At 63.1% G+C, this 20,025-nt stretch carries 23 protein-coding genes; 5 read left to right on the plus strand and 18 right to left on the minus strand.

Annotation, left to right across the window (positions count from 1 at the left end; genetic code table 11):
- Positions 1-57: 57 nt before the first annotated feature.
- From BFE01S_RS07275 to BFE01S_RS07300, 6 genes are all read right to left on the minus strand, one after another.
- Positions 58-291 carry a hypothetical protein gene (locus tag BFE01S_RS07275; RefSeq protein WP_028224908.1) on the minus strand — a complete coding sequence of 78 codons (234 nt, stop codon included), beginning with the start codon at positions 289-291 and terminating at the stop codon, positions 58-60.
- Between the two features lie 110 nt (positions 292-401).
- Positions 402-1,193, minus strand: a complete 792-nt coding sequence (locus tag BFE01S_RS44065; protein WP_156966929.1) for a hypothetical protein — start codon at positions 1,191-1,193, stop codon at positions 402-404.
- A complete protein-coding gene (locus BFE01S_RS41805) occupies positions 1,190-2,023 on the minus strand; it encodes a DUF6878 family protein (RefSeq protein ID WP_028224910.1) in 834 nt (277 codons plus the stop codon). The genes BFE01S_RS44065 and BFE01S_RS41805 overlap by 4 nt, the downstream gene beginning before the upstream one ends.
- A gap of 78 nt (positions 2,024-2,101) precedes the next feature.
- Positions 2,102-2,569, minus strand: a complete 468-nt coding sequence (locus BFE01S_RS07290; RefSeq protein WP_028224911.1) for a hypothetical protein — start codon at positions 2,567-2,569, stop codon at positions 2,102-2,104.
- Positions 2,570-3,118: 549 nt separating this feature from the next.
- A complete protein-coding gene (locus BFE01S_RS07295) occupies positions 3,119-3,781 on the minus strand; it encodes a DUF3577 domain-containing protein (RefSeq protein ID WP_042337307.1) in 663 nt (220 codons plus the stop codon).
- Between the two features lie 404 nt (positions 3,782-4,185).
- Positions 4,186-4,410, minus strand: a complete 225-nt coding sequence (locus BFE01S_RS07300) for a helix-turn-helix domain-containing protein (protein WP_028224913.1) — start codon at positions 4,408-4,410, stop codon at positions 4,186-4,188.
- Between the two features lie 177 nt (positions 4,411-4,587).
- Here BFE01S_RS07300 and BFE01S_RS07305 point away from each other — a divergent pair, with 177 nt between their 5' ends.
- From BFE01S_RS07305 to BFE01S_RS07315, 3 genes are all read left to right on the plus strand, one after another.
- Positions 4,588-5,007, plus strand: a complete 420-nt coding sequence (locus BFE01S_RS07305; protein WP_028224914.1) for an ACT domain-containing protein — start codon at positions 4,588-4,590, stop codon at positions 5,005-5,007.
- 279 nt (positions 5,008-5,286) lie between these two features.
- A complete protein-coding gene (locus BFE01S_RS07310) occupies positions 5,287-5,529 on the plus strand; it encodes a type II toxin-antitoxin system ParD family antitoxin (protein WP_028224915.1) in 243 nt (80 codons plus the stop codon).
- On the plus strand, positions 5,526-5,828 hold the full coding sequence (locus tag BFE01S_RS07315; protein WP_028224916.1) for a type II toxin-antitoxin system RelE/ParE family toxin: 303 nt from the start codon (positions 5,526-5,528) through the stop codon (positions 5,826-5,828). Before BFE01S_RS07310 ends, BFE01S_RS07315 begins: the two co-directional genes overlap by 4 nt.
- A gap of 238 nt (positions 5,829-6,066) precedes the next feature.
- Here the strand turns inward: BFE01S_RS07315 and BFE01S_RS42835 are convergent, their stop codons facing one another.
- The 4 genes from BFE01S_RS42835 to BFE01S_RS07335 are packed head-to-tail and all read right to left on the minus strand — an operon-like array spanning position 6,067 to position 9,609.
- Complete coding sequence (locus tag BFE01S_RS42835) at positions 6,067-6,492, minus strand: TrbG/VirB9 family P-type conjugative transfer protein (RefSeq protein WP_080763853.1); 426 nt, start codon at positions 6,490-6,492, stop codon at positions 6,067-6,069.
- Positions 6,489-7,823, minus strand: coding sequence for a TrbI/VirB10 family protein (locus tag BFE01S_RS07325; RefSeq protein WP_028224917.1), 1,335 nt, complete (start codon positions 7,821-7,823; stop codon positions 6,489-6,491). Before BFE01S_RS07325 ends, BFE01S_RS42835 begins: the two co-directional genes overlap by 4 nt.
- 2 nt (positions 7,824-7,825) lie before the next feature.
- The gene (locus BFE01S_RS07330) at positions 7,826-8,872 is read right to left on the minus strand and encodes a TrbG/VirB9 family P-type conjugative transfer protein (RefSeq protein WP_028224918.1); all 1,047 of its coding nucleotides are present in this window, start codon (positions 8,870-8,872) and stop codon (positions 7,826-7,828) included.
- Entirely contained in the window at positions 8,869-9,609 is a 741-nt protein-coding gene (locus BFE01S_RS07335) for a VirB8/TrbF family protein (protein ID WP_028224919.1), read from the minus strand. The genes BFE01S_RS07330 and BFE01S_RS07335 overlap by 4 nt, the downstream gene beginning before the upstream one ends.
- 75 nt (positions 9,610-9,684) lie before the next feature.
- Here BFE01S_RS07335 and BFE01S_RS07340 point away from each other — a divergent pair, with 75 nt between their 5' ends.
- Entirely contained in the window at positions 9,685-9,954 is a 270-nt protein-coding gene (locus BFE01S_RS07340; protein ID WP_028224920.1) for a hypothetical protein, read from the plus strand.
- Between the two features lie 2 nt (positions 9,955-9,956).
- On the opposite strand, the gene BFE01S_RS07345 is transcribed toward BFE01S_RS07340, so the two are convergent.
- From BFE01S_RS07345 to BFE01S_RS07380, 8 genes are all read right to left on the minus strand, one after another.
- Positions 9,957-10,985 (minus strand): type IV secretion system protein, encoded by a 1,029-nt coding sequence (locus tag BFE01S_RS07345; RefSeq protein ID WP_028224921.1) that lies wholly within the window; start codon positions 10,983-10,985, stop codon positions 9,957-9,959.
- A 35-nt stretch (positions 10,986-11,020) separates the two neighbouring features.
- Complete coding sequence (locus tag BFE01S_RS07350; protein WP_028224922.1) at positions 11,021-11,305, minus strand: hypothetical protein; 285 nt, start codon at positions 11,303-11,305, stop codon at positions 11,021-11,023.
- Positions 11,306-11,316: 11 nt separating this feature from the next.
- Positions 11,317-12,120 carry a conjugal transfer protein TrbJ gene (locus BFE01S_RS07355; protein ID WP_235355805.1) on the minus strand — a complete coding sequence of 268 codons (804 nt, stop codon included), beginning with the start codon at positions 12,118-12,120 and terminating at the stop codon, positions 11,317-11,319.
- Positions 12,113-14,713: a VirB4 family type IV secretion system protein gene (locus tag BFE01S_RS07360; protein WP_245621066.1), complete on the minus strand. Its 2,601-nt coding sequence runs from the start codon at positions 14,711-14,713 to the stop codon at positions 12,113-12,115. Before BFE01S_RS07360 ends, BFE01S_RS07355 begins: the two co-directional genes overlap by 8 nt.
- 104 nt (positions 14,714-14,817) lie before the next feature.
- The gene (locus BFE01S_RS07365; protein WP_080763854.1) at positions 14,818-15,192 is read right to left on the minus strand and encodes a VirB3 family type IV secretion system protein; all 375 of its coding nucleotides are present in this window, start codon (positions 15,190-15,192) and stop codon (positions 14,818-14,820) included.
- A gap of 10 nt (positions 15,193-15,202) precedes the next feature.
- Positions 15,203-15,625 carry a hypothetical protein gene (locus BFE01S_RS07370; RefSeq protein ID WP_028224926.1) on the minus strand — a complete coding sequence of 141 codons (423 nt, stop codon included), beginning with the start codon at positions 15,623-15,625 and terminating at the stop codon, positions 15,203-15,205.
- Positions 15,618-16,667, minus strand: a complete 1,050-nt coding sequence (locus BFE01S_RS07375) for a CpaF family protein (RefSeq protein ID WP_028224927.1) — start codon at positions 16,665-16,667, stop codon at positions 15,618-15,620. Before BFE01S_RS07375 ends, BFE01S_RS07370 begins: the two co-directional genes overlap by 8 nt.
- A complete protein-coding gene (locus tag BFE01S_RS07380) occupies positions 16,664-17,188 on the minus strand; it encodes a lytic transglycosylase domain-containing protein (RefSeq protein ID WP_235355806.1) in 525 nt (174 codons plus the stop codon). Before BFE01S_RS07380 ends, BFE01S_RS07375 begins: the two co-directional genes overlap by 4 nt.
- 654 nt (positions 17,189-17,842) lie before the next feature.
- Here BFE01S_RS07380 and mobH point away from each other — a divergent pair.
- The gene (gene mobH, locus BFE01S_RS07385; protein ID WP_028224929.1) at positions 17,843-20,005 is read left to right on the plus strand and encodes a MobH family relaxase; all 2,163 of its coding nucleotides are present in this window, start codon (positions 17,843-17,845) and stop codon (positions 20,003-20,005) included.
- Positions 20,006-20,025 lie beyond the last annotated feature (20 nt).

The raw sequence follows: 20,025 nt of genomic DNA on the forward strand, positions 1-20,025 counted from the left end.
TCAGCCCGCAGTCGTGAGGCATCAGAGATAGCAGTGACGGTTGTGCGCGGCCGGAGATCAGGGGTTTTCCAGATCGTCAGTCAGTTGTGACCATTCCTCGGCCAGCCTTGCGATGGGTTCGGGCGCGTCGTCGACAGCTTCTCCGGTGTCGAGGCTGACCAGACAGTGCACCTCGCCAGGGATGGCGCCCGCGTCGTACTCCATGCGATAACCCTGTGCGGCAAGTTGCTGCTGGATTTCATCGCGACGATCTTTGGGTGGATCGTCAGGCCCTACCGGACCATGCTCCATGGTTTGCTCCAGTTGATGGGTGGGAAGAGAACGATGCGTTCGTGCATCGGGCACTTCGAAGATGGCTTGATCAAGGCATGTGTGAGGCATGTCGGGTCAGCCGGCTGGTGTCATGCATCGCACCGGCTACGGGTTTCGCGCAGATAACGTCTCAGATTGCCTTCGCTGAAAATAACGGCATGGTCGTGGATGGCATCCAGCAGGGACCACCACCATGGCTCCTGTTCCAGCACGCGATGTTCGTCGCGTGTTCCGTTGTTGCCGGACAGATGCACCTCAATGCATCGTTCGCAGGCCAGCATCTCGCGGACCATCGTCTGTTCCCGGCATCGGGTGCGGACGGAAACGATGTTCAGATGTGAAAGATCCAGCGCGTACGGAACACCGGAGTCGAAGAGCACCCGATATTCATTCCAGTCCGATATCAGGTACGGGTTGTCGCGGGTTGGATAGTGACCTTCGATTCCGACGGGACAGTTGAACAGTGCAGCGGCATGCCGTGCGTTGTCGAAGAGTCCGGACAACGTGCAGCGGTCGCGTCGTCCCGCGTGGGCGGTATAGGCCAGTGCGGCGAGAGATTGACTGCGTGCCGCGAGTGCCTGCCAGTACGGATCGCCCGGGTTCCAGTCAGCCAGGTCGGCAAGGCGCCTTGCTGCCAGTACGCGAACATTGGCGTGAAGACGAAAGCGGGTCCGGGGAAATCGGTGACGCAGGTCCTGAGCGAGTTCTGGCGTCAGGACACCACGGTTTTGAGGGCAGAGTTGAATGTGATTGCACTCCAGCGTACCCAGCAACGGTTCGTGTGGTGGTCTGTCGATCGCTTCCGCTACGGCCTCTTCAAAACGCAAGCCGGGCCATGCGGCCAACGATACGTTGGCTGGCCGAAGAGAGAGTCGGTTCATGACCGGCCTCCCCCGGACGCGTCGTGACTGGAAGTGCCGAAGGTGTACGAGTTGTTGACGGTATCGGTGAAGTTGTCGGAATGCTCGAGGCTCGCGGTGGCGTCGGCGTGCACGATGAAAGTGCCGCCACCTCCGTCGTTGTTTTCCCAGCCGCTGTGGCCGGAAAGTTCGATCGCGTCGTAAAGCAGGTTCTCGATGGCGTCGTCGAACGGGCGCGCCCTGATGTCCACCCTCGGTTCCTTGCCGGGCGAGGAGGATGTGACAGACCCGGAGTCGGCCCTGGGTATTGCAATCGAGGCAGGTAGCGCGCCCGGCGGACCAGGCCATTGCAGCGTGATCGTCTCGACTCCACCGGAATCGCCGTATCCGTTGTATTCGACGGTAACGGAAAGGGCGCCGACAGAGCGCAGCGTAGTGCCAACGGCAATGAGCGCGGCGGTGAGCTCGCTGTCCTTGCCGAATTCATGCGTGGACTCGTTCGAGTTCTCGACGTTGTCGTAGTGCTCAAGAGTGGCGGTGCCATCGGGAAGGAGCGTGAATGTGCCGCCGCCGCCTTCGTTGTTTTCCCATCCGTCGTGACCGGCAGAGGAGACCGCGTCCCAGACGAGGTTTTCGAACCTGACGTCGAAGTCGGGGTAATCCAGGCTGTCGGAGGTGGTTGACCTGGGTTCAGTTGTGTCTGCGTTCCCAGCCGGATTGGCTGGCCACTGGATCGCGATTTCGAAATGGTCTCCCGAGTCACCGTAGCCGGCATATTCCGCAGTGGCGGATAATGCGCCGGCAACTCGCAGGACTGTCGAGAGTTGGGCAAGCGTGGGATTGAGGTCCATGAGGAACTCCCGGTAAATAGCGGGAGCCTTCCGCGGGAAGGTTCCCGCGAGGATGAGGGTGTCAGCCAGGTGGTGTGCCTAGCAGATGCGGAAGCCTCCGCAGTCACGCAGGAACGCCGCGAACTCGCGTACGTTTTCCACGCTGAACGGATAGTTCGTTTCGAAGTTGGGCTGGCTTCCAGTGCCGCCACAACCGTTGCAGGGCAGCTCGCCCGGACCAATGGCGGGCGGTGTCGCCCGCTTGCCCGTTGCGCCGCAGATGTCACAAGGGGTTAGCGGCAGGGAGGCAAGGTATTCCTGGCGGGCCTGTTTGTAGGCTGCCGTGTGTCCTTCCCTGATCGCTGAATCGAGGCGTGTGGCTAGTGCGATGGAGGCCCGGTGGCCGAGTCCCCAGCCATCGTTGGAGTGCCCCAGATTACCCTTCGGGATGACGTCGGGTGCGACCAGCTCACAGTATTGCCAGAGTGGGCGCCACCACCAGATGTTGTTGCGGAAGTATTGGCCCGTTTCGGAAACGGGCGAGCGGCCCATGACGTCCATACCCATGGTCATGCTCCCGCAGAGAGGGGGTGCGCGACCCGGTATGTCGGCGTCGGATGTGGAACTACAGGTTGCAGGATGGACATCGGATGCTCCTTGAAGAAAAAAGGGGCATCCGGGCCCGTCGGGCGCGCGAACGCCCCAACGGGGAAGAAAGTGATTCCGGGCCGGGTGTCTTGATGGCACCAGGGCAGCCGTGCAGACGATGGCACCGGAAGCGGCTGTGGGCTATCGCCGTAACGTGGCGACGGGCGAGCCTGCAACTGGCAGGCTGGCAGTGAAAGACTCATGCGTCATTGGCCATCAGGCGAATCACGCATAACGCCTGGCAGTGGGTGAACTGCCAGGCCCATGTCTGCGCTCAGGACAATCGGTCCGTCGCAAACGGCACGGCGTAACAGGGCCGCCGTGGACCCGGGTGATGACGGGCGGAAACGACACCGGCTTTCCGCAGCGATCGGGTTATCGCTGTGGAAAACCGGCGCGATGGCCGGGCGTGAGAATGGAGTCCCCGCGCGAAGCGGGGAATAGCGACGAAGGAGGCGATGGCCCCGTTTACCGGTCGCTGGCGGCGGGCCGGCGGGTGTTTCCACCGCCATTACGGCGCAACGGCGGATAGCGGTTCGTACGCGGTGCCGCATGCCCGGTTTCCGAAACGTCCTCACCCGACCGGACGGTCTCACGACGGTTGTCCGGCGCTTCGGTTCCGGATACGCCGTGCTCGTCGGGTTGTTCCAATGTTGCCGGTTCGCCGTTGACGGTTTCACGTGAGGCATCGGCACCCGCTTCGGTGTCGTCGCCTTCGTCACGCCAGACTTCCTGGCCGTCGACCTTGATCCAGAAGAGCTTGAGCAGGCGTCCCTTGAGGACAGCGCCCGTTTCTCCGGCGCGGTTGCCGGTGCGTTCGAACGTACGGATATAGTGGTCACCAGAGCGGAAGGCGACGAGCACCTTCACGTCCGGATCATTGGCGTCGTCCATGATGGAGCGGACGGCCTCCTTCGCCTTTTCGCCAGAGACGATCAGGTCGAGCGGCAGATAGACAATGCCGTTTTCGATATTCGGATCGCCATGAAACGCGGAGATCGAGCATGCGAGGAAGGGCTTGGCCTTGCTGCGGCCATTGCCACGGGTGGTGACATCGCGGACACGGGACAGATACCCGAGGCCGCGCAGATGAAGATCAAAATACTTGCGGGATTCGACAGGCTGGTTCATGACGATTCTCCAGAACGAAAAAGGGGAATCGCCATAGCCCGTGTCGGGGAATGGCAATTCCCCAGACGGGTCGGCAAGGAAGCTTCCGGTCGGAAGACCTGCGGTGGTCCAGACGATGGGACGAAGCGTAACCGCAAAAGGTGTCGCACGGGCGACGGTACTGCGAAGGATGCTGGACTGGTTCCAGCGGCGACTTCAGTGCGGAATCATAGGCGGTTACACGGAAAAATCAAGATTGCTTTCCGGATGTAAAATTCGGATGCCGAATCAATATCACTGCACTGACGTGTGATATCGCGATGTCGCACGGAGCATCCCATCATGGATGTTCTCCTGAACCAATGCCCGGTTCCAGTAGCCGGCATGTGCGGGTTGGACCGGGATGCCCGCCCATCAATGCAGTGTCACGCAAGCTCATCAAAATCGAGCATGGAAGCGGGCGAAATCCCGAGTGTGGAGGCAAGCACACAGATGTTATAGAGAGCGATGTTGCGCTGGCCGCGCTCGATGCCACCAATGTACGACCGGGCAAGTCCACTTTCGAGCGCAAGTCGCTCTTGTGACCAGCCGCGTGCCTTGCGCAGTGCAATCAGGCGTTTTCCAAACAGGACAAGGGGGTCGTACTGCATTGACATCTCGATCAGGAAGATATCGAAGCGTACGGATTTGACCTGTTTGAGGCCACGCTCTATGATAACACGCACTAAGAGTGACAATTTCGGGCGTCGGTCACAATAGCCCGATGATGACGTTTACATGGGCGCGGCCACGCGTCCCCGATTGACCCTCGTCCAACAGGAATCCCAGTGAGCCAACCGGTCTCGGACCTCGCACAGATGCTGGCATCGATGCAGCCGGAATTGAATGAAGGAGCTTATGTCTTTTCGTCGGTTCAGGCTGACACGGATGTATCGCGTCTTGCACCTATTGCAACATTCCGCGAGCGGGAAGGGTTGACAGTCATCGTTGACGAGTCGACGGCGTTGCGCGAGGGATTGCCCGTGCTTTTCAGGGCGGCGTGGATCACGCTGACGGTTCACTCCGATCTTCAGGCGGTAGGACTGACTGCCGCCGTGGCCGAGGTCCTGACGAAGGCGAGCATCAGTTGCAACGTCGTTGCCGCGGCCTTCCACGACCACATTTTTGTGCCAGCCGACAGGGCAGCGGACGCGCTTGCCGAGCTTGCCGGACTCCAGGCCCGGGCGTCGCGCGACGCGAGAGCCTGATCCGCATCTTGCTATACCTGTTCGTTCGGTATGTGGACGCGACGCGATGGGCGCATGCGTGGAAATTTTGAGGCGGTATTAAAAAGGGTCATAACACTAGCGAAGGTGGTTGGCCGCCGGCCCGGCGTACAGGGAAGCGGGTCTTCGACACCTTGACGCTGAGCGATGGGGCTGGGGAGCAGTGTAGTCTCGCCGCATCTGCTCCGGCACTTCCGGCAAGGTCAATTTTCTGGCAAGGACTACCAGAAATTGGTATTCTTGGCGAAGGAGGTGCGAGTTATGAGCAAAAGCACATCGTTCACGCTCGGTGAGCATTTTTCGGAATTCGTCGATGACCGCGTGCGCAGCGGTCGTTACAGCACAGCCAGCGACGTGGTCCGCGCCGGCTTGCGCCTGCTCGAGACTGAGGAGGCAAGACTGGAGGCCCTGCGAAGCGCGTTGATCGAAGGCGAGCAGTCCGGACCGTCGCGCCCGTTTGATTTTCGCAAGTACGTCGCGGGTAAGCGGAACAGGGCCGCATGAAGGCGTTTGTTCTCTCGCCGGCAGCCGAACGCGACCTTGATGATATCTGGGATTACACGGTCACCCGATGGGGAGAAGTGCAGGCTGAGCGTTACATCCTGAGCATCGAAAGTACCATTGCGGGTCTAGCCGACGGCACCCAGCCAAGTCTGTCCGCCGCAGACGTGCGGGACGGGTACAGGAAGGCGCTGACTGGAATGCATGTCGTGTTCTTCAGGGAATCGGAAGCGTTGATCGACGTCATCCGCATCCTGCATCAACAGATGGATATCCCCCGTAGGCTCGGCGACGACAACTAGGTGTGTCGGCACGCTGGTGCTACCCGCGAAGGCGGCGTTCTGACTTTTGCACTTCTGCTACGCGATCGTCCGGCGCCAGGCCATGGCCTCTCGTGCCGCTCGTAACGACAGGGCGAAGGGGCATCTCACATAGATAACATCCGTACGGCTTCACGAGGCTGCCGGCAGCGTCTGGCGCGGTCCCCCGCGATTGCATGTACACCCCCGATACCTGGGGCGCGATACGGTGGATCACGCATCACTGATGCTCAACGCCTGAAGGTGCGATGTGGCCTGGCGCGGCATCCCCAAAATGTGCGCTGACTGGTGGCCCATTGAGGGTTGCACGCACGGCGCGCGCTACGCGGTTTCCTTCCCGGAAAAGCAGCGCCGATTCCGTCTGGTCAATCACGACGTAGGGCGGGTCGGGCCGCCAACGCAGAAGCACTTGCCCGCCTGGCGTATCTGCGAGGATCGCAGGCACGCGTTTCGGATCGTCAAACTGTAGATAGATCCGCTGGCCGTCGTCAAATACCTGATATGGCCTGACTTCGGCTGCGCCGCTTATACGCCAGTCAAAGTCGTAGACCGGCCCAGTCACGGGCGACGGTTCGGCACAGGCCGATTGAAGCAGACAACCAGCGACCATCAGTGCCGCGCAAAGCGGGGGAACGAAAGGTTTCATCGATGGCAACTCCCGTCAGTCGTGCTGGGCGGCAGCAGCATGTCTCGCTGGGTGATGAACGTGATGCGCTGGCCCGGCTCCAGCCGCAACGTCGGCTGGATGTTCATGTTGCGTTGAAGGATCGTCTGGGTGGTCTGGGACAGCGATTGGGCCGCTGCCTCCGACAGATCGGTCGACATGCCGCCGTTGATGTTGATCGTCGTGCCGTTCGACTGGCTCTGGTCGTGACCGATCCAGGCCGCTATACCTGCGATGAGGAACGTCGATCCGAAGATCTTGAAGAAGTGGTTATTGACGTCGGCGCTGACACCCGCTTCACCATCGGGATCGTTGCCGGTCAGTCCGTCGAGCCGCATCGTGGCGTGGCGGAAGATCATCCGCGTGGCGGCAATCAGCATCAGGTCCTGACCGATCGCCACATCGTTGTTCGTGCGACCGAGGATCCGCGTGCCCTTCGGGATCAGCATGCAGCTTCCATTGATGCTGTCGTAGATGTCGCGATCGACCATCGCGCGGAACGTGCCTGGCATATCGCTCTTCGCGCCCTGCAGGATCACGGTGGGGATCGGTGTACCGCCCATCACCATGTAGGGCGAACTGACCGGGACAGGGACCAGTGGCGCGCTGTCGTCGTTCCCTTCGCCCTGCTGCCTGATCCAGTCGACGTTGCGATGATCGGTTGCACTGGATACGCTCACGGACTGTGGCCCTGATACGGGTGGTTCTCCACCGCCGCTCGTAGAGGCGTGGCCCGCCGCCGTTTGCTGGTCCAGGTGTTGCGACAGGTTGTCCGCGATGCGATCGAGTGGGGAGACGTTGCCGGCGGGCGCGGTGCTGGCGACGCTGCTGGTGTCTTCGTAGGCGACGAGCGACTGGCTCTGCATGGCCTCGATCTGCCGCTGCAAGGCGAGACGATCCGCGTCGCCCAATCCCGGAGCCTCACCACCATTCCGGTAGTTTCGGGGGAGTGGTCCGCTGTCGTCTCCGGGTGCGCCCTTGGGGATGCCATCGAGCGGCGTACCGCCCAGCGGGGCGCTCGCGCCCGATGCCGCATCACCCGCACGAGCCCGCGCCAGGTTGCGCTGGTCTTCGAGGCGCTTGCGGATCGCATCCGGCGAAGCCTTGGGCTGCCGGGCGTCCGCCTCGATCTGTTCGCGCTCGCGCCGTTCGGCCGCGGTCTCGTGGGGATGGGACAGCGCATGGACGAGGACGATTGCAAGCAGCGCCGAGCACAGGACAACGAGCAGCGTTTGCGCGAGGTTGCGGCGAATGCGTGTGAGCTTCGCCGGTTCCTGCGTGAGCGGGGCACCGCTGTTTTCGGGAGCGGCCATGATCACGACTTCCCGTAGATGTTCTTCATGCGGGTCGAGTCACAGCCGAACAGGCCACACCCGTGACCGCGACCATTGAAGACCCGGACTTCTTCCTTGCCGCGTCTGAGGAGCAGACCGTAAATCGTGATCTGCTGCACTTCAAAGAAGTCGCTCCCGAGCGGGATGAAGCTCGCGATTTCGGCCTGGCCTTTTTCATCCATGACGAGGATGGCGGGCAGCTCGGCGTGATGGGGAAACTGCAGGTATGTGAAGCGCCCGTCGTCGAATACGGTCACCGGCGCAAACGGCGCGCTACCCTCGACCCGATAGTCGAAGTTCGCGCGATCGAGGGGGATGCTCGGGCCGGCCGCGTGCGTGTCGCCGGGCGCGGATGAGTCCGGCGGTGTGCTTCCATCCGACTGCGTCGCGACATTCGCGCCGGGAACGTTGGCCGGGTACTCAATGCCGAAGGGCGAAACCTGTCCCGCGGTCATCTGCAAGTCGGTATCCAGGTATTGCCAGGAGACGCGTTGATACGCGGCGTCATGGTCCGACGAACGGAGGTCCAGTTCGTAGCGCCGGCGCGTCGTGATGACCGTCGCTGCGTTGTCGAGTGCGGGCAGGCGCGCCTCGATGAATACGTCGCGCTTCGTGAGGGCGGTATGTTCGAGCCAGCGTTTGCCGGTGTCGGACAGATAGACCCCAACGACCTCTTCGTCGGGACCGAAGACCAGATGGGTCTCTTCGTTCGTGCGCACGAGGACTGGATACCGGTAATCCGGATCATAGTCATAAACCACCAGCGACGAATCGTCGGGTGCAGGGTACGGGCCATTGACGTAGGGGCGGTTCGTCGACGTGCGGGAAGTCAACGGATTGGATGCTCGTCGACGCCGCGCTGGCGCGGGGCTCGTGTCCACGGTCGGCTGCGGTGAGATGGCTGTCACCGCGTTCGCGGGAAGCGGCGCGAGGGGCGTGGATTCTGACGCTGGGACCTGCGCCGCTGCTGAGCAGATGCATGCGGTGAACAATGCCGCGCAGCACGCGGCAGAAACGACGGGATTCATTGCGTTGCTCCCGGATTGACGCCCGCATAGGGCGTGAGGCTGAAGTGGGTGATGCGCAGCCCGATGGGGTTGTCCTTTTCTTCGCCGGGTTTCAGCGTTTCGGGCGCGAGCAGGAAGCTGGCCGTGAGCAGCATCTGTTTCGGTCGGGACGGTTTGCCGTTCAAGCTCTCGACCAGCGTGAAGATCAGGTAAGCGACCCGACCGTCCGGCGAGAACGACGTCGAGTTCTCGACGAATTCGCGGGTGAGACCAGGCGTCTGCACGACGCGCTGCGCGACCGGGTCGGTTGCGGTGATGTACGTTTCGAGTTCCTGCGTCGCGGCGCCCGACGTCCAGCCGAACGCTGCCGGTATCTGACGGGTGAGGGTATCCTGGCTGTCCGCCTCGATCGTGAACACGCGCGAGGCCCACTTCACGAGGAAGTAACGTTTGTTCGCCGCGGTGACAGAATAGGTTTCCGCATAACGGTCCGAAACCCACACTGCGCCGCCTTTCTCGTCGTGCTCGACAAAATAAGGGCGGGGACCGCTGTGTGCGCTCTGCACGATCAGCGCCGCGCATTCACCGGCGGCAATCAGCGCGAACGCGACGGCCACCTTGATCGCGAGCCGCTTTTCCCAGATGGGGCGCTGGAATGCCGCGAACCAGGCGGAGACCGCCTCACCCGTATTCGGTGGTGGCGTGAGATTGGCGCCCGATATTTTGGTGCCGGAAGAGGTGTGCACGCGTTTGCGCATCGCCTATTCCCTCCGGCGCGGGTACGCCCGCGGTGCTACACTGGGATCCAGTTCACCTGCTGCGAAGGTGCAGCCATGGCCAAGCTCAAGATCATCCTGCTCTATTTCGTGCTGCCGATCCTGCTGTTCGCGGCGTTCGTCCTGTATCAGGTCGGCGCGCAGCATTTCGGCGTCGCGATGATGCTTGCGGGTGCAATCGCATTCATCGCCTGGGCGTGGATCAGCACCACACCCAAGGAGCGAGAGGAGTCGCTTTGCGCCGACATGGAGCGGCAGCGTCGCCTTGACGATGAGCGGACAACCTACTATGTGATTCAGGAAGGTTCGAGGCATCAGCATCATTGAACTCACCTCAGCGGCTTGGGCGTAACGTTTCGGCCGAGTAGCCCTTTGCCGAACCCGGCGGACCCACCACCGCCGCTGCCCGATACAAGAGCGCGTGCAATATCCGGCACCTGCCACATCATGAAAGCCCCCACGCCGCATACCAGCGCGAGCGCGAGCATCGCGAGGTAGTTCGTCGCGTAGTAGGCGTCACTGTTCGTACCGTTCTGTGCGGCGGCCTGTTGCACGAGGCTCTGGATGCCAGGCAGTACACCGCTGTTGACGATCGCCATCATCAGCCACGCGACGACCTTGAAGAGCCCTGCGGAAATCGTGAAGCGGAGCCATCCATTGAAAAGAAATTCGCCCGCTGGCAGGACATACCAAGGAATCAGCACCGGTCCAAGACAGAAGGCAATGTCGAGCAGGAACGAGCCGAACTGCACGACCACCACGAAGATCATCGTCATCAGCGCGATCGCGATGACCGCGAGCGCCTTCGCGAGAAATGCGAGCAGGATCAACGGCAGGTTTTTGACGAGGGTCCAGATTGAGTTCAAGCCTGCGGAGTTCGCTCCGGCATCATTCGCGGCTCCGCACACCTGATGGTCGGTGTTCGGAATCACCACGCCGTCGGGCGTGATGTCCGGCACCTGCTCGCACACCTGGGCCGCTTCCGTGCGTACACCCTGCATGATGGTCGAGGCGGCGTTGACGAGCGCGCGCAGGAGGTCACCGGGACTGCCCTCGCCACCGGACACACGTGACGCCATCGTCTGCATGTTGTCGACGAAATAGCTGTGTACGGTGCTCGACCAGGCCGTGAGCAGCACGAGAATCACCGCGCACCGGATCAGATGCCGGAACATGTTCGCGAAGAAACCTGGGAAGTCACCTTCGAGCAGCCACAGGAACACGTGCCACGTCGCCATGACGAGGCCGAGCGCGGCAAGCAGATCCATGCCGTCGGAGAGGAACAGCGTCTGCAGGCTCGTCCCCTTCGCCTGCATCGCGGCGAAGAGCGCATTGAGCACGGAGATGACGTCGTTCATGGTCGTGACCTGTTCGCATCGTGGTGAGCGGTTCGCTATCGCAGGGCGCCGCCGAGCCGCAGCAACGCGAGCAGCAGGGCGAGCGGCAGCGCGATCCAGGCCGCCGCAAATACCTGTGGGCTCTCGACATGCACGACCAGCAGTCCGACGAGAAGCGACAGACGTACGCTGCGGGTGATACGCCGGTCGAACGACCAGTGCGGGTCGCGCTCCTCGAACGGCACGCGGTTGTGCAAACGGTATTGCTGCAGGGCGTGCAGCACCACGCGCAACTCGGCGGGCGTCGCACAGAGATGGCGGATCAGCCAGCGCAGCAGCATTCCCGGTTCTCCTACTGGTCCTGCAGCAGATCGAAATCGGGCGCGCCCTGCATCGTCTGCTGCTCCTGCTGGTTGGTCTGGCCCAGCGCTGCCGCACGGGCGGCCGCAAGCTGTGCCGCATTGCCCTGGGCCCGCGACTCTGCGATCCTGTCCTGCATCTGCTGCGCAACCTGGCGCTGCACGAGTGCATGCAGGTCGACCATCTCACCAGCGAGCACGTTCGACTGCTGGTTGAGCATCTGCAGGCCCTGCACATTGCCCGTGACACCAGGAATCTGCGACTGAATCTGCTGCAGGTTCTGCGCACGCTGCGCGAGCGTGTCCACGTTCTGCATGTCCTGTGTCAGTTGTTGCTGGTATAGGCCGCCACGAGTCGAGGCGAGGGACGTGTAGGCCGACAGCCACTGCGAGGGCGACATGCCCGTCGTGTTCATCTCGGAGAGGCTGCGACCGAAGAGCCCATTCGTGGCAGTGGCAGCCTGCTGCAGTTGCGTGACAGCGGTGGACAACGACTGGAAGCTCGCAAGCTGCGTGCGGTAGGGAGCGATGGTCTGGTCGATCAGTGAGGTGGGAACCTGCTTCAGGTTCTGGACCATCGTCACGTACTGCTGAATGCGGGTGATCTGCGCCTGGACGTTCTGCTCGACCATCTGCGCCTGCTGGGCGACCGAAGAAGCCAGCTCGGCATGGTTGAGCAACTGTGTGATTTCGGTGGCACCCCCGTCAATGCCGCCACCGGCGTGAGCCGCTCCAGCGTGCAGCATCATCGAAAGGAAAGCGACGAGCGCCGCGCCGGGAATTGTTGGCTTAAGCATGATGGGCTTCCTGTTCCGATGCTGAAATCGCACTCCCGCTGGACTGATTCATCGCATCCTCTATGTAGCGATCTTTCCAGTCAGGACGCCCGGAATGCAGGTGCCGGTCGAACATGAGCTGGGCGCTCATCTCGGATCGCAGGATGGCGATCGACGTCGGGTCCAGTGGCACCGAGATGCGACGTGACGCGCCGCCCTGTTCGATCACGAAGTAGTCGCGTTTGGCGACAAGTTGCTGGATCGTGCGGATCTGGGTGTCGGACAGACCGAAATCGCGCTGATACGCAGTTTTCGCGGACGGGGTGAAATTTTCGACCGGCACGAACACGCGCACGAGCACGTTGTCGCGGATCTGCGGCCAGATCTTCGAGGTCGAGACCTGCTCGGGCGATTGCGCATCCATCCACACGCAGCCGAGCTTCTTACGCATCGTGACGATCCAGTTGCCGATCTGCGCGGCGAACGTATCGTCGTCCAGCAGGTTCCAGATCTCCGGAAGCATCACGAGCGTGGGACCGATGACACCCGTGGCGCGCCGCTGCTCGAGCGAATCCTGGATGCGATAGGTCACGTACGACAGGAACGGGCGGGCAATGGCCGGACTGGCGAGAATCCGGTCCGTCGCCATCGACACCCAGCGGCCAGCGTTCGAGTCATGGTCGAAGCTGTCGTGCACATTGTCGAAATAGTGCGCGTGGACGGCTGGACCAACCCACAGTGCCAGTTCGTCGGCGAGTGGACCGGCGGGCAGAGACGCGTGGACCGTACGCAGTCGCCACAGCCGCTGGTCGCTGCGGCTGCGCGTCGCGGCGAGCGCGGTTTCGAGCTCGCGGCGGTCTCCCGCCGTTACCCGGTAGGTGCCGCGCTGCTGGACGAGCATCACGATCCACTCGACGAGGAATTCCCGGTGACGGAGGTCCGCGAGCAGCACGAGCGGGTTCATCTGTGCACGTTCGTCATCGGAAGCGCCGGCTGCGGCATGATCGAACTGCAGGTATCGTCCGCCCTGGAGGATCGTCGGGATACGCATCGACAGGTCCTTGTCGAACCCGTACAGCCACGCACCCGGATACTTGCGGAACAGCGTCGCGCACAGCAGCATGAAGATCGTCTTGCCAAATCCGGTGCGCCCGCAAATCAGCATGTGCCCGACGTCGGCGAGAAACGCGGTGAACCAGTAGGGCGTGCCGAACTCGGTGGGAAAGGCGGCCAGCGCGGGACAGAGGGTACCGGTCTCTTTCGTGAGGTGCGCGTTGATCCGGTGGCCGTCCGACACGCCGCGTAGCGGCAACAGGCGCGCCAGTGCAGCGGTGTCGATGAACGACCATCGCGCGCATTCGCGCCACATGCCCGGGATGCTCGTCGCGAAGGCGGAGAAGGCGTGGAGAGTTTCGCGTACCGGCGTGAAGTGCGCCGAGCGCAGCGCTTCCTCGACAGCCCGGTGCGTCGTGACTGCCTGCGTCCACGCGGTTTCGACGGTGATGTCATCATCGAATGGCGTGGTCTCGAAAACGGGCGAGAAGGAGAGGACTGACAGGTTGTAATACCCGTACATTTCCTCGGCCATCTCGACCTTGCCGATACGTCGGTTGGCGTCGTCCGCAGCAGTCGAGCGGGACTGGTTCTGGCGGGCACCCGAGGTGTCTCCGCCGCGCAGCGTAGCGGCCAGCAGCGAGCGCGTGTCGAGCCGTCGTCCTTCGTGATAGCGGCGGACGCCGTCGATGAAGCGCATCGCGGCAGTCGGCGTGGTGAGCCGGAAGCAGTGACTGACCGTCAGTTCCCCGGGCACCTTCAGCAGGCCGTCGAGGCTCTTGGGTCGTACGCTGTCCGGCCAGAAGTCACGCCGGGCAGGGATGCTGGCCGCGATCGCGAAGCGCTGGCGGCCGTGCGAGTAGAAGTGCAGGTAATCGTGACCGGGACGGACCTCGGTGTCGCACATCGCGAGATCCAGTGCCGGAATATCCGGTACCGGTACGGTGTGCACGTGATCGCTGGGCGGCGAGCAGCATGCGTGCATGAATGCACCCAGTGCGTCACCGCGGAGTCGCCGGCAGGCCAGTCGCGGATTGCCGGCGACGAATCCGAACAGGATATTCTCGAAGGTCTCGACGACGGCAGCCAGTTCCGAAGCTGTATACGCGAAAAGGTACTGGTCGGAAAAGGTGCCGCGCACGGCCTGCATCAGCGCCTGCGCGATCGACAGCCTGTCATGCGTCATGCCGTGCGTCACCTTGCCCGCAAACCGGTCGAGTCCGACCTCGGGGGCCAGCGCAAAGGTGACGAAGTGGCGGTTCGCATAGTTCGCACCGCGCTCGAACGTGTCGCGCCGTGCATCGTCAACGCGCTGCGAGATGGGGTCAGGCATCGGCGCGCTCAGATACCGGGCACTGCGGCGGCGGTGCACGGTCCACCACATCGTTACGGGCCGGCGCGCGATATCGCGCAACGACGTGATCAGGTTGTCCATGAGTTCGAGCACGTGGCCGGTCGAGAGCGCATCGGCATCGGGACCCGAGAACTCATACGTCGCCATCACCGACGAGTCCTTGTTGACGACCAGCGAGTCACTGAAGCGGAACAGCCACGGCACCATCTCGGCGGTCGAGCGGCGGTCACCATCGGTACGCTGCGCGACCCGCTCAAGCGATTCCGCATCGTACGGAGAGAGGGGTAATGGCGAGAGCGTGACAGAGGGCTTCAGCACGGTATCCCCCGGGCGAAGCCTTTCGGTCGGGCGTTGATCTTCTGGCGCAGCAGTTGACGGGGCTCGTAGTAGTCGCCCTGACGGCTGTATTTCGTATAGCAGCGGATCTGGTCGGGATCATGCCGCACGGCGAGCCAGAGCACAGGGTGCGTGATCAGTACCGCGAGCAGCACCCAGCCGTTGCGCAGACCTGCTGCGAACGTGATGACGATGGCGCATTCGGCAATGCACCATTTGCGGTCGATCCCGAACAGCAGGAAGGGTTCAAGCATCGTCTTGCGGACGCGTGTCGAAAGCGGGTCCGCCGGATCCTGCGGATCGGGTGGTTCGCCGGATGCGTCGTGCCCGGAGGAACGAAGCGTTTCCATATCAGCCCCCTCAGATGCTGCCCGTGCATGCGGCACCATGGTTGAACACCTGCGCCCAGAGCAGCGGCATGTTCAGGATCGCCAGCGTGCCGAGCACGCCGCGCAGCACATGCGTCTTGATGTTGCTGCGGCCGTCGTCGAGCAGCCACAGCACAATCGAGCCGACGAGCGCGGAGAGCGAGACGACCTCCAGCAGTTCGTTATCGAGCACGTCCTGGTAGACGGTGCACAGGCCACCGTTCCAGATGCCGGCATGCGCGATGGCGGGAATCGTGCCGAGCCAGAGGGCCGCGAAAATCAGGCGCAGCGCCCGCTGGTGCCGGACGACGAGGGTTCGCCATGCATCGCGCAGATCCGCGCCGTGCTGGGAGAATGCGGAGATGACCCGGCTGGCGCTGCGTGGCAGGCGGGCGCGACGATGCTGATCATGCATGGACCATCTCCTCATGCGAGGCGAAACGGGAGAAGAGACAACGGGTCTGGTAGCGCCCATTCCCGGCGCCGAGCACTTCGCGGATTTCGACCGGGCCACGCACTGCACCCTGGCGCTCGGCGTGCACGAAGAACCGGAATGTGGAGGCGATCTTCTGGCGCAGGTCGTCGATGGAGAGGAGCCGGCCTTCGTCGCTCATCCGGATCAGCGATTCCAGTCGGGCGGGCGCGGTGTCGGAAGAGTCGGCGTGGAACGAGACGATGGAGCCGGGATGTCCGGTGTTCAGCGCTTCCATCAGGTCGAAAGCCTCGGCACCACGGACCTCACCGACGATGATCCGGTCCGGGCGCACGCGCAGCGAAAAGCGCACGAGGTCGCGGATTGTGATGCCGAGATTGGTTTCGAACGCAACGTGATTGGGCGTATGCACCTGCAGCTCAGCCGTGTCCTCGATCGTGACGACGCGATCTTCCTCCGGCACGGCATCGATCATCGCGTTGAGCAGTGTGGTCTTGCCGGAAGAGGTTCCGCCTGAGAACGCGACATTGATGCGCTCGCGCATGACCCATTCGAAGAACTCGCGCAGCGCAGCGCCACCCGTAGCCAGACGCTCCAGCAGCGCGGCATGGCGGCGGCGCGCGGTGAGCGGTGACGCACCTCGAAGCACCTCGAACGCGCCGCTGCGCTCATAGTCGGCAAGGCCGATACGTCGACGCGAATGCTTTCTGATCGACATCATGTCGCCGTGTACGGCAACCGGATGACGGGCGGCAGCGAGGCGCAGGCCAGGCAGGCGCGCGTCGAGCAGCGGCGTCTGCGGCTTCGCATTGACGTTCGCGAGGATCGTGATGGCGCGGTCGAGCGCATCGGGATCGAGCTTGCACCCGGCGACGTATGTGACGCTCCCGTTGCGCTCGACGAAGATCGCGTCGGCGCGGTTGACCATGATTTCCTGCACGTCGGGATCCGCGAGCATCGGTTGCAGCGGACAGAGGTAGTCGTTCAGTACCTCGATCGCGTATTCGTAGGTGAGCCGGCTCATCGAATGCGTCCCCATGTGAGAGGCTGGAACAGCTTCGTGATCAGCCCGGAAGCCGGCGCACCTTGCTGAACGACCGTGGGATCGGACGATGCAGAAGGCAGGTGTGAGGCCGCCGTGTTGAGTGCCCGATACACGCGGCGCGCGTACGCGATGCGCTTCTCGTGCGCCCCGGCGTTGTAGGCGCCCACGGCGTCCCAGTTCACGCCGAGTCGGTGAAGATTCTGCGACAGGATCCATGCGCCGACATAGGCGTTGGTGCAGCCGTCGTGAAGATCGGCACGCGAGATGTCAAAGCGCGAGAGCGTCGCCAGCCACCGGCTGTTGATCTGCATCAGGCCGATATCGGTGCTGCCGTCGGCATTCAGATGGACGACGTTCGCGTGCTGTCCGGACTCGACGGTGACAATCGCGCGGACGAGCGGCACGTTCACGTGATGAAAGCGCGCGGCGTCATCGATGCAGTCGGCCCGGCAACTGAACGTCAGCCCGGACATCACTGCACCCACCAGAACGATCCACACACACCTCACCGTTGATCTCCGTTGTTGCCAATCCCCACGTCGCGCCGATGATCACGAAAACCAGAAAAAGAGCCTGCCGGACGCGGGGAGCATCCCGGCAGGCCAACAGCGCGCGTCGGCCCAGGGGGAGCGGACCGACGGGTTCACTGTAGGCAGCGATGGCGCGCGGAGTGGCCGGATACCTGCCCGCGTGTGCGTCCGGGCCGGCAGGTTTTTGCGGACTGCCTGGTCGCCAGGTCGTTGCCAGGACAGACTGTCCAGCGCGATACAAAGGCGTTGGCGGAAGGCTGCAAAGGCAAGGGGAACAAAGGGCGACGAAAAGGGAAGGGCCTTATCCAAAGGCCGCGGGTGAAGCTTGGGATGAGTCGCTTCACCCGCTGAAAGGCGCAAAGGGTGAAGGGTAAAAAAGGCGCTTGCAGCAAGGGAGAAAAACGCCGCGGCGCACGCCGGGAAAGGTCGGAAAGGGCCAGGAAGGGACAGCGTGGCCGACCGAGATTTCCGGTCTCCGCGCGTTCGACATGACTGCATGCGACGTCCGCTTGCCGTGCAGTTATTTTGGACCGGGAGTGAGGGCGACTGCGTACTGTGGGGACAGTCGAGCGAGGCACTGCGCACGCCGCGCAGCCCAATTGCACTTATCTCCTGCGAGCCCACATGGCACTCAGTACCGCCCTGACCTGGCTGGGACGCGCTTCAGCGGCCTCCACGAGGCTCTCCCAGCCAGCGTTGCCTGCTGCACCCGTCGCCGCTCCGACACCGCGGCGCTCGCAGCCGTCTGCGCAGCATCTGCCAGTGCTCGCGTCCGGTGAGCTCCTTGTGCGAACCGGCATGCAGGGCACAGTGCGCAGTATCGGAAGCAGCCTGGGCCTGTCGGCGCAGAGTGAACGGAGGGACGTCGAGCCGCTGATCCAGCAACTCGCCGAATTCGTGCAGCTATTGCCCGCATCGGAATCCCATCATCATGCACAGCCCGGTGGCCTGCTGATCCATCTGCTCGAGGTGGCACGGTCTGCGCTGCATTTCCGCGAAGGCTACCGGCTGCCACTCGGCGCCAGTCCCGAGGACCAGATGCAGCACGGCGCGCGCTGCAGTTATGCCGTGCTGGTCGCCGCGCTGCTGCACGACATCGGCAAACCCCTGGCAGACCTGAACATTGAAATGGTGAGCGGCACGAACGCCCGGCCCTGGGTGCCGCTGGCGGGCAGCATGATCGCGCAAGGCGGCGAGTGGTACCAGGTAGATTTCCCGGAGCCTGCACAGCGCGACTATGCCGAGCACGCGCGGCTGTCCATCGTGCTGCTCCAGCGTCTCGTTCCCTCGGCATCGCTCGCCTGGCTCGCTCAATATCCGCCAGTCATCGATGAACTGGCAGCGTATCTCTCCGGCGACGCCAATGCAAAGGACGGGGCACTCGCGAAGATTGTGGGGGAGGCGGACCGGCGTTCGGTTGCGCAGAATCTGCTCTCGGGCCCTCGCACCCGCTTTGCGACAGCGCGCGCGGTTCCGCTGATCGAGCGGTTGATGGGCGGGTTGCGGCGGTTGCTCGCCGAAGGCGAGCTGCCGATGAACCGTGCGGGCGCCACCTGTTACTGCGACGGCGAATCCCTGTGGTGCGTCGCGAAGACGCTTGCCGAGGCCGTGCGCGCGTGGCTGGCCCGAAACGAACGGCAGCAGCCTGGTGCGGCCGGTATTCCGGCTGACAACAACCGGCTCTTCGACACCTGGCAGGAGTACGGCGCGCTCGTTCCCACACCGGAGGGCGGTGCGATCTGGACAGTGGCGGTCACGGTCGGCGCCTGGAAGCAGACCTTTACGGTGCTGCGCTTTCCGCTCGATCGGTTGTACGCTAACCCGGACCAGTGTCCGCGTGCGCTGTCGCCCGGAGCGGTGCAGATGGTCGAGACCGCCGAGGCTGGAATGGACGTTAAGCCGCCGCCGGTTGACGATGTGTCACCGGTGCCGCATGGCAACACGATCGATGTCCAGTCCGCTTCGCTGGCTGCGGACGAGCCGGAGCACTTGGGAACTGCTGAGGCAACGGCTGATCGCGGCGGAACGCCTACGGCCGAATCCGACGCAGCGTTGCCCATGTTGCTCATGATGCCTGATCTGACTGGCGCAGCAGTCGATGAGCCCAGCCCGGTCTCGACTGCTACTGTTCCGCTGCCGGCTTCGCGCGTCGACTCGCCAGATTTTCTGCCTGACGTCGAGAGCGCATCGACGTTGCAGGCCGAAGCCGTAGGCGGCGGGAAGGCGGACACGGCAGACAACCCTGTGCCCGACCAGGTCACTTCACCAATGCGCCCGAAGCAGAAAGCGAAGGCGCCGGCGAGGTCCGTGGCTGCGCGCGAGGGTGGCCGGCAACCGCGACCGAACGCCGAGCGTTTCATGGCCTGGGTCCAGAAAGGGATTGCAACCGGCGCACTACCGTACAACGAGTCGATGGCGCGGGTGCACTTTGTGCCGGAGGGCATGCTGCTCGTGACACCAGCCGTCTTCCGCGACTTCGCGCATGCGCACCCCGAGGCGATCGAACAGACGCCCGCTGAGGACGGGAGAGCGCCTGAACCGTGGAAGCAGCTACAGCGCGATTTCCAGAAGTCGGGCTATCCGGTGGCGGCGGATTCGGGCGGTGCCGCGCGATCCTACCTGCTTCATTACACGATCAAGGGTGCGGGTGGACGGCAACTGTCCGTGATGCTCGTGCCCGAGCCCGAGCGGTTCTTCAATCCCGTTCCGTCTCCGAACGCGATGATCCAGTCGAAGCAGAAGCCGGTGCAGGACGCCGACGGCGTGCCGCATCCGTCGCAGCCATAGACGTTGAGTGCGAGCGGACA

Origin of the sequence: Paraburkholderia ferrariae NBRC 106233 (assembly GCF_000685035.1) — a bacterium.
GTDB classification, from domain to species: Bacteria; Pseudomonadota; Gammaproteobacteria; order Burkholderiales; family Burkholderiaceae; genus Paraburkholderia; species Paraburkholderia ferrariae.

What these genes read in the sequence shown, in the direction of transcription:
- BFE01S_RS07275 (WP_028224908.1), bottom strand. Translation starts at nt 291, where the DNA reads ATGGAGCATGGTCCGGTAGGGCCTGACGATCCACCCAAAGATCGTCGC.
- BFE01S_RS44065 (WP_156966929.1), bottom strand. Translation starts at nt 1,193, where the DNA reads ATGAACCGACTCTCTCTTCGGCCAGCCAACGTATCGTTGGCCGCATGG.
- BFE01S_RS41805 (WP_028224910.1), bottom strand. Translation starts at nt 2,023, where the DNA reads ATGGACCTCAATCCCACGCTTGCCCAACTCTCGACAGTCCTGCGAGTT.
- BFE01S_RS07290 (WP_028224911.1), bottom strand. Translation starts at nt 2,569, where the DNA reads ATGGGTATGGACGTCATGGGCCGCTCGCCCGTTTCCGAAACGGGCCAA.
- BFE01S_RS07295 (WP_042337307.1), bottom strand. Translation starts at nt 3,781, where the DNA reads ATGAACCAGCCTGTCGAATCCCGCAAGTATTTTGATCTTCATCTGCGC.
- BFE01S_RS07300 (WP_028224913.1), bottom strand. Translation starts at nt 4,410, where the DNA reads ATGCAGTACGACCCCCTTGTCCTGTTTGGAAAACGCCTGATTGCACTG.
- BFE01S_RS07310 (WP_028224915.1), top strand. Translation starts at nt 5,287, where the DNA reads ATGAGCAAAAGCACATCGTTCACGCTCGGTGAGCATTTTTCGGAATTC.
- BFE01S_RS07315 (WP_028224916.1), top strand. Translation starts at nt 5,526, where the DNA reads ATGAAGGCGTTTGTTCTCTCGCCGGCAGCCGAACGCGACCTTGATGAT.
- BFE01S_RS42835 (WP_080763853.1), bottom strand. Translation starts at nt 6,492, where the DNA reads ATGAAACCTTTCGTTCCCCCGCTTTGCGCGGCACTGATGGTCGCTGGT.
- BFE01S_RS07325 (WP_028224917.1), bottom strand. Translation starts at nt 7,823, where the DNA reads ATGGCCGCTCCCGAAAACAGCGGTGCCCCGCTCACGCAGGAACCGGCG.
- BFE01S_RS07330 (WP_028224918.1), bottom strand. Translation starts at nt 8,872, where the DNA reads ATGAATCCCGTCGTTTCTGCCGCGTGCTGCGCGGCATTGTTCACCGCA.
- BFE01S_RS07335 (WP_028224919.1), bottom strand. Translation starts at nt 9,609, where the DNA reads ATGCGCAAACGCGTGCACACCTCTTCCGGCACCAAAATATCGGGCGCC.
- BFE01S_RS07340 (WP_028224920.1), top strand. Translation starts at nt 9,685, where the DNA reads ATGGCCAAGCTCAAGATCATCCTGCTCTATTTCGTGCTGCCGATCCTG.
- BFE01S_RS07345 (WP_028224921.1), bottom strand. Translation starts at nt 10,985, where the DNA reads ATGAACGACGTCATCTCCGTGCTCAATGCGCTCTTCGCCGCGATGCAG.
- BFE01S_RS07350 (WP_028224922.1), bottom strand. Translation starts at nt 11,305, where the DNA reads ATGCTGCTGCGCTGGCTGATCCGCCATCTCTGTGCGACGCCCGCCGAG.
- BFE01S_RS07355 (WP_235355805.1), bottom strand. Translation starts at nt 12,120, where the DNA reads ATGCTTAAGCCAACAATTCCCGGCGCGGCGCTCGTCGCTTTCCTTTCG.
- BFE01S_RS07360 (WP_245621066.1), bottom strand. Translation starts at nt 14,713, where the DNA reads ATGGTGCCGTGGCTGTTCCGCTTCAGTGACTCGCTGGTCGTCAACAAG.
- BFE01S_RS07365 (WP_080763854.1), bottom strand. Translation starts at nt 15,192, where the DNA reads ATGGAAACGCTTCGTTCCTCCGGGCACGACGCATCCGGCGAACCACCC.
- BFE01S_RS07370 (WP_028224926.1), bottom strand. Translation starts at nt 15,625, where the DNA reads ATGCATGATCAGCATCGTCGCGCCCGCCTGCCACGCAGCGCCAGCCGG.
- BFE01S_RS07375 (WP_028224927.1), bottom strand. Translation starts at nt 16,667, where the DNA reads ATGAGCCGGCTCACCTACGAATACGCGATCGAGGTACTGAACGACTAC.
- mobH (WP_028224929.1), top strand. Translation starts at nt 17,843, where the DNA reads ATGGCACTCAGTACCGCCCTGACCTGGCTGGGACGCGCTTCAGCGGCC.